This window comes from Caballeronia sp. AZ10_KS36, assembly GCF_023631105.1.
GTDB lineage: Bacteria > Pseudomonadota > Gammaproteobacteria > Burkholderiales > Burkholderiaceae > Caballeronia.
This window is the reverse complement of sequence record NZ_JALQDQ010000014.1, coordinates 99,506-113,311: the sequence shown is the minus strand read 5'-3', so window position 1 is coordinate 113,311 and position 13,806 is coordinate 99,506. Positions and strand designations below refer to the sequence as shown.

Below are 13,806 nucleotides of genomic sequence, written 5' to 3'. Positions count from 1 at the left end.
CCCACTCCCCCCCCCCCCCCCACCCCCACCCCGCCCCCCCCCCCCCCCACACCCCCCGCCCCCCCCCCCCCCCCCCCCCCCCCCCCCCGCCCCCCCCCCGCCCCCCCCCCCCCCCCCCCCCCCCCCCCCCCCCCCCCCCCCCCCCCCCCCCACGGCGGTCTATTTTTTTGGTGCCTGGATTTGAACTCAGGTCGCCGCGCGATCGATCAGCTTGAAGCGCGAGCGCTTTTGCGCGCGCACCACGGCCTGATACGCGTCGAGATATTGCCGCGCCATGCGGTGCGACGTGAAGCGCTCCTCGAAGCGCCGGCGCACGCCCGCGCGTGAGAGCGTATGCAGCCGGTTCACCGCCGCCACCGCGCCGATCTCGTCTTCCACGACAAAGCCGGACACGCCCGCGTCCACCACTTCCGGCACCGCGCCGCGATTGAACGCGATAACGGGCGTGCCGCAGGCCATCGCCTCGATCATCGCGAGTCCGAACGGCTCGGGCCAGTCGACCGGGAAAACCAGCGCGTGCGCGCCCGACAAGAAGTCCGCCTTCTGCGCGTCGTTGATCTCGCCGATGAACTCGACGTAGGGCAACTCCAGCAGCGGCGCGATCTCGCGCTCGAAGTATTCGTGGTCGGCTGCATCGACCTTGGCGGCGATCTTGATCGGCAAGCCGCAGCGCCCCGCGATGCGTATGGCCGTATCGACGCGCTTTTCCGGCGAGATGCGCCCGAGGAACGCCAGATACTTCTGCTCGACCGGCTGCGGCACATAACGCATCTCCGGCAGGCCGTGATAGACCGTCGAAACCCACTTCGCCTGCGGCAACGGATGGCGCTGCGAATCCGAGATCGAGATCACGGGCGCGGTGTTGAACGTGTCGAACACCGGCTGCTGCTCGGGCAAGTCGAGCCGCCCGTGCAGCGTCGTGACGAACGGCGTGTCCTGCCGGTTGAAGAGCGAGAACGAATAATAGTCCATGTGGAAATGCAGGACGTCGAACTCCTCGGCGCGGCGGCGCACCAGTTCCATGAGCAGCATGTGCGGCGCAATGCGGTCGCGAATTGCCGGGTCGAGCCGCAGCGCGCGCGGCCAGACGGCTTCGAGCTTCGCCGTGGTTTGCGAGTCGCCGGTGGCGAACAGCGTCACATCGTGGCCGAGCTCGACGAGCGCCTCCGTGAGATACGACACGACGCGCTCCGTGCCGCCGTAGAGCTTGGGCGGGACCGACTCGGTCAACGGGGCAATCTGGGCAATTCTCATCGTTCTCGTCTCCATGCGAACTTCGACGTGCGAGCGTGTGCTCGTGTTCTGAATACGTCGCGCGAGATCGAGTATGACAGCAGACTGTCAGCCGGCTAACGAGGGTTTCCCTCGATCGTTGGATGCGGCAAGCCGGCCGCCGCGCGACGATTCATTATCGACGGCGAAGCGGCGGGAACCGGCGTTCTCTTGCACTTTCATCGCTCTGTTACAGACCGGAAACAACCGTTTCGCGCGCCTGTTACTTGCGTCGCACGCCGCGAAGGTCGGCGAGGAAATCGTCGCGCCATACGCCGAGATTGTGCTTGCGCAGCGCCGCCATGTTGGCCTGGTAACGCTGCTGGCGCTCGGCGAGCGGCATGGCGAGGGAACGGGCGAGCGCGTCGCTCATGCCGACCACATCGTGCGGGTTCACCATCACCGCGCCCGTCATTTCCCCCGCCGCGCCCGCGAACTGCGAGAGCACGAGCACGCCGGGATCGTCCGGATTCTGCGCGGCGACGTATTCCTTCGCGACGAGATTCATGCCGTCGCGCAGCGGCGTCACGAGCCCGATCTGCGATTCGCGGAAGAGCGACATCAGCTTCCAGCGGTCATAGCGCTGGTTCAGATAGCGGATCGGCGTGTAATCGAGGCCGGAGTACCGCCCGTTGATGCGCCCTGCTTCGTATTCGAGGTTCTGGCGGATCTGCTGATACGTTTCGACGTCCGAGCGCGTGGGCGGCGCGATCTGCACGAGCGTGACGTTGCCGCGCCATTCCGGCGATTTCTCCAGAAAATGCTCGAACGCGCGAAACCGTTCGACGAGCCCCTTCGAATAATCCAGACGGTCCACGCTCATGATGAGCTTGCGGCCTTCGAGACTCTGCTTCAGGTCCATCACGTCCTGCCGCGCCTCGCCGCGCTGCGCCTGCTCCGCGATCTCGTCGGGGAATACGCCGATGCGGTACACGCCCGTCTTCAGCTTGCGCCCGAACGCCTCGACGTGGCCGTCCGCGGTCGCCGTGCCGTGCGCGTGCCGCACGATGTAGTCGTGAAACGCGGTCTGATCGCCTTCGGTCTGGAAGCCGACGACGTCGTAGCAGCACAACGACCGCACCAGTTCCTCATGCGGCGGGATGTTGAGCAGAATCTGCGGCGACGGAAACGGGATATGCAGAAAGAAGCCGATCCGGTTCGTGATGCCCGCACTGCGCAGCGCCTCGGCAAACGGAATCAGATGGTAGTCGTGGACCCAAATGACGTCGTCCGGCTCCAGCAGCTTGATGAGCTTGTGCGCGAGCCACGAATTCACGCGGCGATAGCCGGCGTATTCGTCGCGGTCGTAGACGGCGAGATCGTTACGATAGTGGAAAACGGGCCACAGCATCGCGTTCGAGAAGCCGCGGTAGTACTGGTCGTAGTCCTTCTTCGGCAGGCCGACGGTGGCGAACGTCACGGCGCCGTCCTGCACGAGCGTGGGCCCCTGATTCGCGACGCTCTCGCTCACCACGTCCCCGCTCCAGCCGAACCAGACGCCGCCGCTGTCCTTCAGCGCGCCGAACACGCCGACGGCGAGCCCGCCGGCCGAGCCCTTGGTTTCGGTCGGCGTGGCGACCCGGTTGGATACGACGACGAGACGGCTCATAAACTTTCCTCTTGCGTTTCTTGTGTGATGTGGGCGGATCGCTGGATCGCTGTCCGACGTTCGACTAGCAAACGGCGTGCGGGTTTCCGCGCCGCGTCCGATCACCCGATCCGCTGCAAGAGGCGCGTCGGCGTCCGCTCAGCGTTCCGCCTTGCAGGGAAACGCCTTGCCGAGACCGAGCGATACCATCGTCGTGGCGTTGAAATTCGCCTTGTCGGGGTTGTCCGCGATGTACTTGCGCACCGCGTCCGTCAGTTGCTGCGGCTTCACGTCGGCCGGCAGGCAGAAGTACTGGCCGACTTGCGGCCCCGTGGTGCCGCCGATGGCTTCGATCGTGTTGTACACGCCGTCGGCCGCGCCTTCTATGTAGGCGGCACAGGCGGTACGCGAGTTCGGGTCGGTCTTGATGCAGAGCTTGTTGAGATCGTTGCCGGTGAATGCGAACGCGCACACGGGCGTCGCAAGAACACAGGCGATGGCGAATTCCCGCAGCATGGTCTTCCTTGTCTGTTGAGCGGCGGCGTATTGGGGCGAGGCGGCCGCGCCTGACCGCGCTCGCCCGGTTTCGAGCGTAGCGGTGTTATTTTGACCCATTTGCGCCGCTTTGAGCAGCGCCTTGCATGGCGTCGAGCCGCGCCTGCAAACCTTCCGCGACGTCCTTCTCGTTGTATTTACGGGCAAAGTCCACCGCCGTCATGCCGATCTGGTTCTTCACGCGCAGATCGGCGCCCTGATCGAGCAGCAGCTTGCACGTCGACAGATGGCCGCCGCGGGCCGCCATCATGAGCGGCGTCGTGCCGTTCGGCGATCCGGCGTCGATGTAGGCGGAGTGGTCGAGCAGAATCTTCACGATGTCGTCGTGGCCGTTGGTCGCCGCGTAATGCAGCGGCGTCCAGCCTTTCTTGTTCACTTCGGCGTCCTTCGCGATCAGCAGGTTCACGAACGTGGCGTCGCCGTTGAGCGCGGCGATCATCATCGCGTTCTCGCCGGCGGAATCCAGCTTTTCGAGGTCCGTGTTCGGGTTGTCGGCGAGCAGCTGGCCGACCTTGTCCGACTTCTCCCGCGCGGCGATGACGAGCAGCGGCGCGCCGGTGTTATCCACCGTATTCGGGTCGGCGCCCTGCGCGAGCTGTTTCCTGACCTCGGACACGTCGTCGAACTTGACTGCCTTGATGAGCGAGTCCACGGAAGCGGCCCAGACCGGCTGCGCGAACGCGCACGCGGCGATGAGCGCGCCCGCGAAAAGCCCGCGCACCGCCGCGCGCCTGCTGATCTGCGTGCGTGCGTTCGTGGCGGACTGAGTGGAAATCATCGAGGAATTGTTCATAGTGGACCTTCGAATTGCCATGAAACGATGAATCGCGACGCTCGCCTGACCGTGCTCAGGCAGCCGGACGCGCGATCTTGAAAAGCCGGAAGAAGTTGTCGGTGGTCGCTTCTGCGACCGCTTCGTCCGTCTGCTCGCGCAACTGCGCGATGAAACGTCCGACATAACTGACGTACGCAGGTTCATTCGGCTTGCCGCGATACGGCACCGGCGCGAGATACGGCGAGTCGGTTTCGATCAGCAGCCGGTCGAGCGGCACGCGCCGCGCGACGTCCTGCACGTCCGTCGCTTTCTTGAACGTGACGATGCCGGAGAGCGAGATGAAGAAGTTCTGCGCGAGCGCCGCTTCCGCCACGTTCCAAGGCTCGGTGAAGCAGTGCATGACGCCGCCCGGCACGCTCGCGCGCTCCTCCTCCATGATGCGCAGCGTGTCGTCCGACGACGACCGCGTGTGGATGATGAGCGGCTTGCCCGTCGCGTGCGCGGCGCGGATATGCTTGCGAAACCGCTCGCGCTGCCATTCCATGTCGGCAATGCTGCGGCCTTCCAGCCGATAGTAGTCGAGCCCCGTCTCGCCGATCGCGCAGACCTTCGGATGCGCAGCCAACTCGACCAGTTCCGCGACGCTCGGCTCTTTCGCGTCCTCGTGGTCCGGATGGACGCCGACCGACGCATAGACGTTCTCGCATCGCTCGGCGATATCGAGCACCGAGGGCAGCGTCTCCAGATCCACCGACACGCACAGCGCATGCGTGACCGCGTGCTCGCGCATCTTGTCGAGCACGTCCGGCAGCCGGTCGGCCAAGCCTTCGAAATTGATGTGACAGTGCGAATCGACGAACATCCCGTGCTCCTTGCTACTGGTTCTGACTCAGGCCGTTTTTTCGTTGCGGCGCGGTTTCCAGCCGCAAGCCGAGAATGACGAGATCGCGTTCGACGCCATCCAGCACCGCGACGCGCGGCAGCGTGCCCCACGCTTCGAAGCCGAAGCTGGCGAAAAGTCTCATGCTCGGCTCGTTATGGCCGAACACGAAGCCGAGCACCGTATCCACTTGCAGCGACGGCGCCTTATCCAGTGCTTCGCGCAGCAGTTGCTTGCCGAGCCCTTTGCCGCGCGCGCGCTCGTCCAGATAAATGCTCACTTCGACGGTGCGCGCATACGCCGGCCGGCCATAGAAATCCGAGAAACTCAGCCACGCGATCACGGCGCCGCCCTCTTCGACCACCCACAGCGGCCGCGCGTTCGGGCCGTGCGAATGGAACCACGCGAGGCGGCTTTCGACGCTGACCGGATCGAGGTCCGCGGTCACCTGCCGCGAGGCGATCGTCGAATTGTAGATGGCGACGATGGCGGGCAGGTCGTCGAGGGTGGCGTCGCGATACGTGAGACTCATGGGCGATGGCGTTGAGAACGGAGCGAAGGATTAGGCGGTGAAAATCCCGCGATACGCGAGAAACAGTTCTTCGAAGACGAGCCGCGCGTTCAGCGGATGGTTCTCCACTGCGCGCTGACGCGTGACGGCCTTGATGCAGCGGGTAAGCGCGGCAGGATCGGCGGCTTGCGCGCAGCGCGCGAGCGCCTTGCCCGCGCCGGGGAAATAACGCGGCCGCCCGGCGGTGCGTTGCGCGAGCACGTCGTAGAGCCAGCGTTGCAGCCAGCCGAGGACCATCGGCACGGGCAGCTTCTGCAAGTTCTCGCCGCACGCGAAGGCATCGCAGTTCGGGCCTGCGGCGAGTTGCGCGAGCGTGAAATCGCGTAACGCGCGGTTTTCGTCGTGCGCGAGCGCCAGCGCGGCGAGCGGCGCGCCGCCCGCTTCGGCGAGCAGGCTCGCGGCATCGTCCACGCCTTGCGAGGCGAGCCACGCGCGCGCGGCGTCAGCGTCGGGCAGGCTCATCGGCCATTGACGGCAGCGGCTGATGATGGTCGGCAGCAACCGGTCGATTCTCGCCGACATGAGCAGAAACACGACGCCCGATGGCGGCTCTTCGAGCGTTTTCAGAAGCGCATTCGACGCCGCCACGTTGAGCGCCTCGGCCGGATACAGCAGCACCACGCGCAAGCCTCCGCGATGCGAGCCGAGACTGCAAAAGTCCAGTAGCGCGCGCACCTGCTCGATCTTGATTTCCTTGCTGGGCGCGCGCGACTTCTTGCCTTCGCCGTCATCGGCTTTATCGGCGGATGCGTCGTCCGCGCCCGACGGTCCGGCTAGCGCGGCGAGCGCCTCGGGCAGCACGGCGCGGTAATCCGGGTGATTGCCTTGCGAGAACCACAGGCACGCGGGGCATGTGCCGCACGGCTCGCCGTTGGCGGCGGGCGTCTCGCACAAGAGCCCCTGCGCAAGATGCTGCGCGAACGCGAGCTTGCCGATGCCCGCCTCTCCGTGCAGCAAGAGCGCGTGCGGCCAGTGCGCGCGCAGTTGCTGGAGGCGTTGCCAGTCGTCGGTTTGCCAGGGGTAGATCATCTTCTGTGCCGTAATCTCAAAGGCCCGCGATCACGTCTTTCAGACGCTCGCGGATCGCGTCGATCGGCTGGGTCGAATCGACGATGACGAAACGCTCCGGCGATTCCGCCGCGCGACGCAGATATTCGGCGCGCGTGCGCTCGAAGAACGCGTCCGACTCGCTTTCGAACTTGTCCGGCGCCCGCGCGGCCGAGCGGCGGTCGCTCGCGGTCTCGGTCGGCACGTCGAAAAGCACGGTCAGATCCGGATGGAACCCGCCCTGCACCCACCGCTCCAGCGCTTCCAGCTTGTCGCGCGGCAGACCGCGCCCGCCGCCCTGATAGGCGAACGTCGCGTCCGAGAAGCGGTCGGACAGCACCCAGTCGCCACGCGCGAGCGCCGGCTCGATCACCTGCGCGAGATGCTCGCGGCGCGCGGCGAACATCAGGAGCGCCTCGGTTTCGAGGTCCATCGGCTGATTCAGCAGAATGCCGCGCAGCGTTTCGCCGAGCGCGGTGCCGCCGGGTTCCCGCGTCATGACGACATGGTGGCCCCTCGGCGCGATTTTCTCTTCGAGCTGCTGGCGGAACCAGTCGAGATGCGTGGTCTTGCCCGCGCCGTCGATGCCTTCGAACGTGATGAAAGTGCCGCGCGCCATCATTGACCCCGGATGTACTTGTCGACGGCCCTGTTGTGGTCGCCCAGATTGTCGGAAAAGATGCTGCTGCCGTCGCCGCGCGCCACGAAATACAGCGCGCTGCTCGGCGCGGGGTTCAGCGTGGCGCTGAGCGCGGCCACGCCCGGCAGCGCGATCGGCGTCGGCGGCAGGCCCATGCGCGTGTAGGTATTGTACGGAGTGTCCGTCTGCAGGTCCTTTTTCTTCAGATGACCTTCGTAGGTCGAGCCGAGTCCGTAGATCACGCTCGGGTCCGTCTGGAGCGGCATGCCGATGCGCAGCCGGTTCGCGAACACCGCCGCCACGAGCGGCCGGTCGGACGCCCGCCCCGTCTCCTTCTCGACGATCGACGCCATGATGAGCGCCTCGTACGGCGTCTTGTACGGCAGGTTCGGCGCGCGCGTCGCCCAGGCTTCGGCGAGGCGCTTTTGCATCGTGCGATACGCCCGCTTGTAGACGGCGAGATCGCTCGTGCCCTTGTCGAAGAGATACGTGTCCGGGAAGAACAGGCCCTCGGCGGACGCCTTGTCCACTTCCGTCGCGCCGATGGCTTTCAGCAAGTCGATGTCGCTCATGCCGGCCGTGTCGTGCATGAGCGCGGGATTGCCGTCCAGCTCGCTGCGCATTTTCTGCAGCGTCCATCCTTCGATGACGGTCGCGACGTATTCGTTCACGTCGCCGCGCGCGATTTTCTGCAGCACCTCGTAGGGCGTGATGCCGCTCTTGAACGCGTAGTTGCCGGATTTGAGCTGCGCGGACAGGCCGAGCACGCGCGTCATCAGCACGAACAGTTCGGGCTCGACCGGCACGCCGCCGCGATTCAACTGGGCGCTCACGCTGCGCAGGCTGCTGTGCGGCTTGATGGTGACATCGAGTTCGGCGGGGGACAGCGTCATCGGCCGATTGGCCCAGTAATAGACGCCGCCCGCGACGGCCGCTGCGAGTATCGCGACGAGCAGCGCGGCCACGACGCATTTCTTCAGGAAAGACACGACGAATAGAGGCAGTAATGGAGTTGTGACGGAGAGGTGCGCGCCGATCGGGTCAGCGTGCGACTTCCCTCTTGCAGCCCTTCGGCCGATTTCGACCCGTATTGTATAGATGCGGCCACGCTTCGGTCAGAGCGGACCGGTTGCAGGATGCGAACGACCGGGCGAACGCGGCACGGCACTTGCGACCCATTCAATTAAGCAGGCGATGAGCGTCTGCCTCATTTTTGGAGAACGACCAAGGAGGAAGAGATCATGAGCAAGGCAATGAGCACATTGATCGCGGCGGTCGCCGCGCTGACGCTGTCGGGCGGCGCGTTCGCGCAGGCGGGCGGCGGCGGCTCGGCGGGCGGTTCCAACGGCGGTTCGACGGGCAGCACGGCGAGCCCGGCGAATCAGGTCAACCAGGGCAACCAGGTCAACGGCGGGACGGGCGGCTACGGCTCGCCGGGCGCGACCGGCTCCGCCAGCGGCATGTCCGGCGGCGCGCCGAACTCGGGGCTGCCGAGCGCCACGAACGGCACTACCACTACGGCTCCTGCCACGAGCAATAACACGCTCGCGACGCCTAGCGTGAGGTCGCCGGCGGGGCAGTGACGGGTGGTTAAGTCTGATTAAGACGGAAGTGTGGCGCGGTTGATCGCGCCACATCTATGCAAGCGGTAGTACGGAAGGCCGCACAAGCCGCTGCTGCCGCTTCGCGGCGCTCTGAGCACAGCGGCGGGTGGAACGCCCGCCGCCTCTGATTGCAGCCGCCGAAACCAACGAACAAGCGCGAGCAAGCGCACGCTGACGGGCAGGCGGCCGTCGCGGCGCGGGCATAGCCGGCCGTTTCAACTAGCGCCGCCACTCCGCGACGGAATGCGAGGTCGATCGCCACGGCACGCACGGCCTGCGAAAAGCGGGTTCCGGCACATCTTTAGCCAAGCCCCCCAGCCGCGCACAGACACGATGTAAGAGCGACCGTCTCGGCAGAACGATCAACGCATCGGTCGATGGCGAGAAGCGTCGACTGGCCGCGCATGCGAAGCGACTACGGTGGCCCTGCGCAGACATGCTGCCTTCGCCAACGCGATAGCCATGCGCCGCGATGCGTCGCCATCAGGCTGTAACCCGCCGATCCCCCGCCCTGCGTGCGCCCTAAAAACACGCCCCGCCCAACCCCCATATAATGACTTGCCACCTGCGCGGGGCCGGATCGACCGGCCGCGCCTTTCGCATCGACACATCGTCCCTATGAATTCCCAGACCAGTTCCCTCGCCGCCGCCGATTTCGAAGCCGTCAGGACCGCGGGCGTCCACATGCCGCTCACGCAGTTCGGCGTGATCGACGTGAAAGGCGATGACGCCGTCGCGTTCCTGCATAACCAGTTGACGAACGACGTCCAGCATCTCGACGCCTCCACCGCGCGCCTCGCGGGCTATTGCTCGGCCAAGGGCCGCCTGCTCGGCTCGTTCCTCATGTGGCGCACAGCGGACGCCGTGCGTCTTCTGATCTCGCAGGACATTCAGGCGCCCGTGCAAAAGCGCCTTTCCATGTTCGTGCTGCGCGCGAAAGCCAAACTCTCCGACGCGACGCCCGAAGTCGCGGCCGTCGGTTTCGCGGGCGATGTGCGCGCGGCGCTCTCCGGCATTTTCGACGCGCTGCCCGATGGCATCCACGTCAAGGTGGAAGGTCCGCACGGCGCGCTGATCCGCGTGCCGGACGCCGCGGGCCGTCCGCGCTTTCTGTGGGTTGGCCCGAAAGCCGATATCGAGGCGCAGTTGCCGAAGCTCGACGAAAAGCTGCGGCGCGGGGCCGCCGAACTGTGGGACTGGCTCGACATTCACGCGGGCGAGCCGCGCATCACGCAGCCGACCGTCGAGCAGTTCGTCCCGCAGATGGTCAACTTCGACGTGCTGGGCGGCGTCAACTTCAAGAAAGGCTGCTACCCGGGTCAGGAAGTGGTGGCGCGCAGTCAGTATCGCGGGACCATCAAGCGGCGCACGGCGCTCGCGCACGGCGAAACGGCCGCGCCGGGCGCAGCGCTCTTTCATTCCGACGATCCCGGCCAGCCCTGCGGCATGGTCGTCAATGCGGCGCCGGCCGAAGGCGGCGGCGTCGATTGTCTCGTCGAAATCAAGCTCGCGGCGCTCGATAACGGCTCGGTGCACGTCGGCGCCGTCGACGGTCCGCGCCTCGACTTTCTGCCGCTGCCGTATGCGTTTCCGTCCGACGTCTGACCGCTCATGTGCCTGATCGTATTCGACTGGCAGCCGGACGCCCGCCGGGACCCGCGTGCCGGCGACGGTCGCGCGCTGCTGACGCTCGCCGCGAATCGCGACGAGTTCTTCCGCCGCGACGCCGAGCCGATGCACTGGTGGAACGACGCGCCCGGCGTCCTGGCCGGCCGCGATCTGACGGGCGGCGGCACGTGGCTCGGCGTGAGCCGCGACGGCCGCTTCGCTGCGCTGACGAACTATCGCGCGCCGAGCGAAATGCGCCCCGACGCGCCCACGCGCGGCACGCTCGTGAGCGCGTTTCTCGCGGGCGAGCGCGAAGCGCCGCTGGACTATCTGCGGCGCGTGGCCGAGCAAGGGCACCGCTATAACGGCTTCAATCTGCTGTGCGGCGATTTCGCGCGACGCGAGCTCGGCTGGTACGGCAATCGCGCCGACGCGCCGCCCGCGCTGCTCGAAGCCGGCGTTCACGGTCTGTCAAACAGCCTGCTGAACACGCCCTGGCCGAAGCTCGTCGCGCAGCGGCAGGCGCTCGCCGATCTGATTCATGCCGGTGAGCATCCGGCGCTCGACGTGCTGATCGACACGCTGCGCGATCCGCGTATCGCAGACGACGAACATCTGCCGTCCACCGGCATTTCGATCGAGCGAGAGCGCGTGCTGTCGGCGGCGTTCATCGAGACGCCCGAATACGGCACGCGCAGCACGACCGCGCTGCGGGTGCTGCCGACTGCACGCGGCTTGTCGCTGGCGATCAAGGAGCGCAGCGATGACGACGGCTCGCATCGCGTCGTCAGGCCGGGGAACGTTGAGCGGGCGTTTTCGTTCGAGATTGCGTGAGCGGCTTTTAGCGTCCGCACCGTGTCTGCGTTCGCCGCTTCAGAGACCAAACGGCCCATCGCGGCGATAGCGGACGGCTCGCGTCGCCGAGTTGGGGGACGCTAGACCATGCTGCGCCTGTGTTTTCGCATACGCCTCTCAGCGCCGCTACCGCGTCCGCGCGCGCCTTCCGCACTTCTGGCACGAAGCCGCACATCTGGAAGAACGCGTGGATCAAGCACGGCGATAACGGACGTCTCGCATCGTCGAGTTGGGAGACGCTCGAAATTGCGCGCCTGAGCTCTCGCACGCGCCCTTCACCGCCGCTAGCGCAACCCCATGCGCCTGCGCCACTTCGGGCACGAAGCCGCCATGAAGAACGCGCGGATCACGCGCGGCGCTGACGGACGGCTCGCATCGAGTTGGGAACGTTCGACCATGCCGCGCCTCAGGTTTCGAACGCGCCTTTCGGCGCCGCTACCGCATCCGCGCACGCCTTCGCCACTTCCGGCACGAGCCGCCCATCCTGGAGAACACGTGGATCAAGCGCGGCGATAACGGACGGCTTGCATCGTCGAGTTGCGCGACGCTCGAAAGTGCTGCGCCTCAGCTTTCCAACGCCCCCTTCAACGCCGCCACCGCATCCTCGTGCGCCCGCGCCACTTCCGGCACGAAGCCGCCCATCTTGAAGAACTCGTGGATCATTCCTTCGTAGCGCGCGAGCGTCACGGGCACGCCCGCAGCCGCGAGCTTCGCCGCATACGCGACGTCTTCATCGTAGAGCGGATCATGGTCCGCCGCCGCGATCCACGCGGGCGCCATGCCCGCAAAATCCGGCTGGCCGCCCGCTGCATCGAGCGGCGCGAAGCGCCAGTCGTCGCGATCGCGGTCGTCGCGCAGATATTGGGCGAAGAACCACTGAATCGTCTCGCCCGAAAGCAGATAGCCCTCGGCCAGCCGCGCATGCGAGTCGCTTCGCTGCCGCGCGCTCGTGCCCGGATAGATCAGCAGTTGCAGCCGCAACGCGATGCCCGCGTCGCGCGCGAGCACCGCGCAGACGGTGGCGAGCGTGCCGCCCGCGCTGTCGCCGCCAATGGCGAGCCGCGCCGGATCGATGCCGAGCATCGGCGCTTCGCGCGCGAGCCATTGCAGCGCGTCGAACGCGTCGTTCACGGCCACCGGGAACTTGTGCTCGGGCGCGAGCCGGTAATCGACCGATACCACCGCGCAGCGCGCGTCGTGAGCGAACTTGCGGCAAAGCGCGTCGTGCGTCGCGATGCTGCCCACCGTAAAGCCGCCGCCATGCAGATACAGCAGCGCCGGCGCGGGCTCGGCCCAACTCGGCGCAGCGGGCTGATAAACGCGCACGCCGATCTCGGCGCCATCGCGCGTGGCGATGCGCATGTCTTCGACGCTATGAAGCGGCAACGGCGCGATATCGAGAATGGGCGCGCTCATCGCATAGGCAGCGCGCGCCTTGCCGGGCGTGAGCGTGTGATACGGCGGACGGTTCGCGCGCGCGACCATGTCGAGGATCTGCGCGATCTTGGGATTGAGCGGCATCGTCAAACGCCCCGCTTGGCTTCGCCCTTGACCGACATCGGATCGCTCGGGTTGCGCAGTTGCGCGATATCGTCGAGCCGCAGGCGAATCGACGCCATGATGCCCGGATGCGTGACCACATAGAAACGGCCTTCGCGGACCGCATCGAACGTCATCTCGGCGATGTCGCGCGCCGAGAGCCGCCCGCTTTCCACCGCGCGCGTCAACTGCCGCGCGGCCATCTTCTGCGATGCGGTGAGCGGCGCGTCGTTGGCCAGCGCGTCGGGCCGCGAGCGTTCGGCGTTTGCAATGCCGGTCGGCACGAACGCCGGGCACAAGAGCGACACGCCGATGGACGCGCCCGCGAGCCGCAGATCGTGATACAGCGTCTCGGTCAGCGCGACGACCGCATGCTTCGATGCGTTGTAGACGCCCATCGCGGGCGCGGCCAGCAGGCCCGCCACCGACGCCGTGTTCACGATATGCGCCGGCTCGCCCTGCTTCAGCATGATCGGCGTGAACGCGCGCACGCCGTTCGCCACGCCCATCACGTTCACGCCGAAGACCCACTGCCAGTCCTTCGGGCTGTTCTCCCAGACGAAGCCGCCCGCGCCCACGCCCGCGTTGTTGAAAAGCAGATGCACGCCGCCGTAGGCATCGAGCGCGGACTGGGCGAGCGCATCGACTTGCGCCGCATCCGAGACGTCCGTGCGCACGCCGAGCGCATCGCTGCCGTGCGCGCGCACGGCGTCGACGGTGGCCGCGAGTGCGGCGTTGTCGATATCGGCAAGCACGAGCTTCATGCCGAGCGACGCGGCCTTATACGCGAACTCGCGGCCGAAGCCGCTGCCCGCGCCGGTGATGACGGCGACCTTGCCTTCGAAACGATCCACGCGATTTCCTCTGCTGTC

Annotated in this window: 14 protein-coding genes; 3 read left to right on the top strand and 11 right to left on the bottom strand. The window is 66.6% G+C overall.

What is annotated here, in order from left to right; translation table 11 throughout:
- Nucleotides 1-186 precede the first annotated feature (186 nt).
- From NCR35_RS08495 to mltG, 9 genes are all read right to left on the bottom strand, one after another.
- On the bottom strand, nt 187-1,254 hold the full coding sequence (locus NCR35_RS08495; protein ID WP_250534018.1) for a glycosyltransferase family 4 protein: 1,068 nt from the start codon (nt 1,252-1,254) through the stop codon (nt 187-189).
- 241 nt (nt 1,255-1,495) lie between these two features.
- The gene (gene otsA / locus NCR35_RS08490) at nt 1,496-2,881 is read right to left on the bottom strand and encodes an alpha,alpha-trehalose-phosphate synthase (UDP-forming) (RefSeq protein ID WP_250534017.1); all 1,386 of its coding nucleotides are present in this window, start codon (nt 2,879-2,881) and stop codon (nt 1,496-1,498) included.
- A 138-nt stretch (nt 2,882-3,019) separates the two neighbouring features.
- Entirely contained in the window at nt 3,020-3,376 is a 357-nt protein-coding gene (locus NCR35_RS08485; RefSeq protein ID WP_175940309.1) for a Rap1a/Tai family immunity protein, read from the bottom strand.
- An 85-nt stretch (nt 3,377-3,461) separates the two neighbouring features.
- Nucleotides 3,462-4,208, bottom strand: a complete 747-nt coding sequence (locus tag NCR35_RS08480; protein WP_502801659.1) for an ankyrin repeat domain-containing protein — start codon at nt 4,206-4,208, stop codon at nt 3,462-3,464.
- Nucleotides 4,209-4,263: 55 nt separating this feature from the next.
- Nucleotides 4,264-5,052 carry a TatD family hydrolase gene (locus NCR35_RS08475; protein ID WP_250534016.1) on the bottom strand — a complete coding sequence of 263 codons (789 nt, stop codon included), beginning with the start codon at nt 5,050-5,052 and terminating at the stop codon, nt 4,264-4,266.
- 13 nt (nt 5,053-5,065) lie between these two features.
- Entirely contained in the window at nt 5,066-5,602 is a 537-nt protein-coding gene (locus tag NCR35_RS08470; protein WP_250534015.1) for a GNAT family N-acetyltransferase, read from the bottom strand.
- Between the two features lie 30 nt (nt 5,603-5,632).
- Nucleotides 5,633-6,670, bottom strand: coding sequence for a DNA polymerase III subunit delta' (locus tag NCR35_RS08465; RefSeq protein WP_250534014.1), 1,038 nt, complete (start codon nt 6,668-6,670; stop codon nt 5,633-5,635).
- A 16-nt stretch (nt 6,671-6,686) separates the two neighbouring features.
- Nucleotides 6,687-7,307, bottom strand: a complete 621-nt coding sequence (gene tmk, locus NCR35_RS08460) for a dTMP kinase (RefSeq protein WP_250534013.1) — start codon at nt 7,305-7,307, stop codon at nt 6,687-6,689.
- Nucleotides 7,307-8,317, bottom strand: coding sequence for an endolytic transglycosylase MltG (mltG, locus tag NCR35_RS08455; RefSeq protein ID WP_250534012.1), 1,011 nt, complete (start codon nt 8,315-8,317; stop codon nt 7,307-7,309). Before mltG ends, tmk begins: the two co-directional genes overlap by 1 nt.
- 252 nt (nt 8,318-8,569) lie before the next feature.
- On the opposite strand from mltG, the gene NCR35_RS08450 reads away from it, so the two are divergent.
- The 3 genes from NCR35_RS08450 (at nt 8,570) to NCR35_RS08440 (ending at nt 11,374) form a co-directional block, all read left to right on the top strand.
- Entirely contained in the window at nt 8,570-8,911 is a 342-nt protein-coding gene (locus NCR35_RS08450; RefSeq protein ID WP_250534011.1) for a hypothetical protein, read from the top strand.
- Between the two features lie 639 nt (nt 8,912-9,550).
- Complete coding sequence (gene ygfZ, locus NCR35_RS08445; protein WP_250534010.1) at nt 9,551-10,537, top strand: CAF17-like 4Fe-4S cluster assembly/insertion protein YgfZ; 987 nt, start codon at nt 9,551-9,553, stop codon at nt 10,535-10,537.
- Between the two features lie 6 nt (nt 10,538-10,543).
- Nucleotides 10,544-11,374 carry an NRDE family protein gene (locus NCR35_RS08440; protein ID WP_250534009.1) on the top strand — a complete coding sequence of 277 codons (831 nt, stop codon included), beginning with the start codon at nt 10,544-10,546 and terminating at the stop codon, nt 11,372-11,374.
- Between the two features lie 585 nt (nt 11,375-11,959).
- On the opposite strand, the gene NCR35_RS08435 is transcribed toward NCR35_RS08440, so the two are convergent.
- Together NCR35_RS08435 and NCR35_RS08430 are read right to left on the bottom strand one after the other, a co-directional pair.
- A complete protein-coding gene (locus tag NCR35_RS08435) occupies nt 11,960-12,916 on the bottom strand; it encodes an alpha/beta hydrolase (protein WP_250534008.1) in 957 nt (318 codons plus the stop codon).
- A gap of 2 nt (nt 12,917-12,918) precedes the next feature.
- Nucleotides 12,919-13,788: an SDR family oxidoreductase gene (locus NCR35_RS08430; protein ID WP_250534007.1), complete on the bottom strand. Its 870-nt coding sequence runs from the start codon at nt 13,786-13,788 to the stop codon at nt 12,919-12,921.
- Nucleotides 13,789-13,806: the final 18 nt, after the last annotated feature.

What these genes read in the sequence shown, in the direction of transcription:
- NCR35_RS08495 (WP_250534018.1), bottom strand. Translation starts at nt 1,254, where the DNA reads ATGAGAATTGCCCAGATTGCCCCGTTGACCGAGTCGGTCCCGCCCAAG.
- NCR35_RS08470 (WP_250534015.1), bottom strand. Translation starts at nt 5,602, where the DNA reads ATGAGTCTCACGTATCGCGACGCCACCCTCGACGACCTGCCCGCCATC.
- NCR35_RS08435 (WP_250534008.1), bottom strand. Translation starts at nt 12,916, where the DNA reads ATGCCGCTCAATCCCAAGATCGCGCAGATCCTCGACATGGTCGCGCGC.
- otsA (WP_250534017.1), bottom strand. Translation starts at nt 2,881, where the DNA reads ATGAGCCGTCTCGTCGTCGTATCCAACCGGGTCGCCACGCCGACCGAA.
- NCR35_RS08475 (WP_250534016.1), bottom strand. Translation starts at nt 5,052, where the DNA reads ATGTTCGTCGATTCGCACTGTCACATCAATTTCGAAGGCTTGGCCGAC.
- tmk (WP_250534013.1), bottom strand. Translation starts at nt 7,307, where the DNA reads ATGGCGCGCGGCACTTTCATCACGTTCGAAGGCATCGACGGCGCGGGC.
- NCR35_RS08450 (WP_250534011.1), top strand. Translation starts at nt 8,570, where the DNA reads ATGAGCAAGGCAATGAGCACATTGATCGCGGCGGTCGCCGCGCTGACG.
- NCR35_RS08485 (WP_175940309.1), bottom strand. Translation starts at nt 3,376, where the DNA reads ATGCTGCGGGAATTCGCCATCGCCTGTGTTCTTGCGACGCCCGTGTGC.
- ygfZ (WP_250534010.1), top strand. Translation starts at nt 9,551, where the DNA reads ATGAATTCCCAGACCAGTTCCCTCGCCGCCGCCGATTTCGAAGCCGTC.
- NCR35_RS08440 (WP_250534009.1), top strand. Translation starts at nt 10,544, where the DNA reads ATGTGCCTGATCGTATTCGACTGGCAGCCGGACGCCCGCCGGGACCCG.
- NCR35_RS08480 (WP_502801659.1), bottom strand. Translation starts at nt 4,208, where the DNA reads ATGAACAATTCCTCGATGATTTCCACTCAGTCCGCCACGAACGCACGC.
- NCR35_RS08465 (WP_250534014.1), bottom strand. Translation starts at nt 6,670, where the DNA reads ATGATCTACCCCTGGCAAACCGACGACTGGCAACGCCTCCAGCAACTG.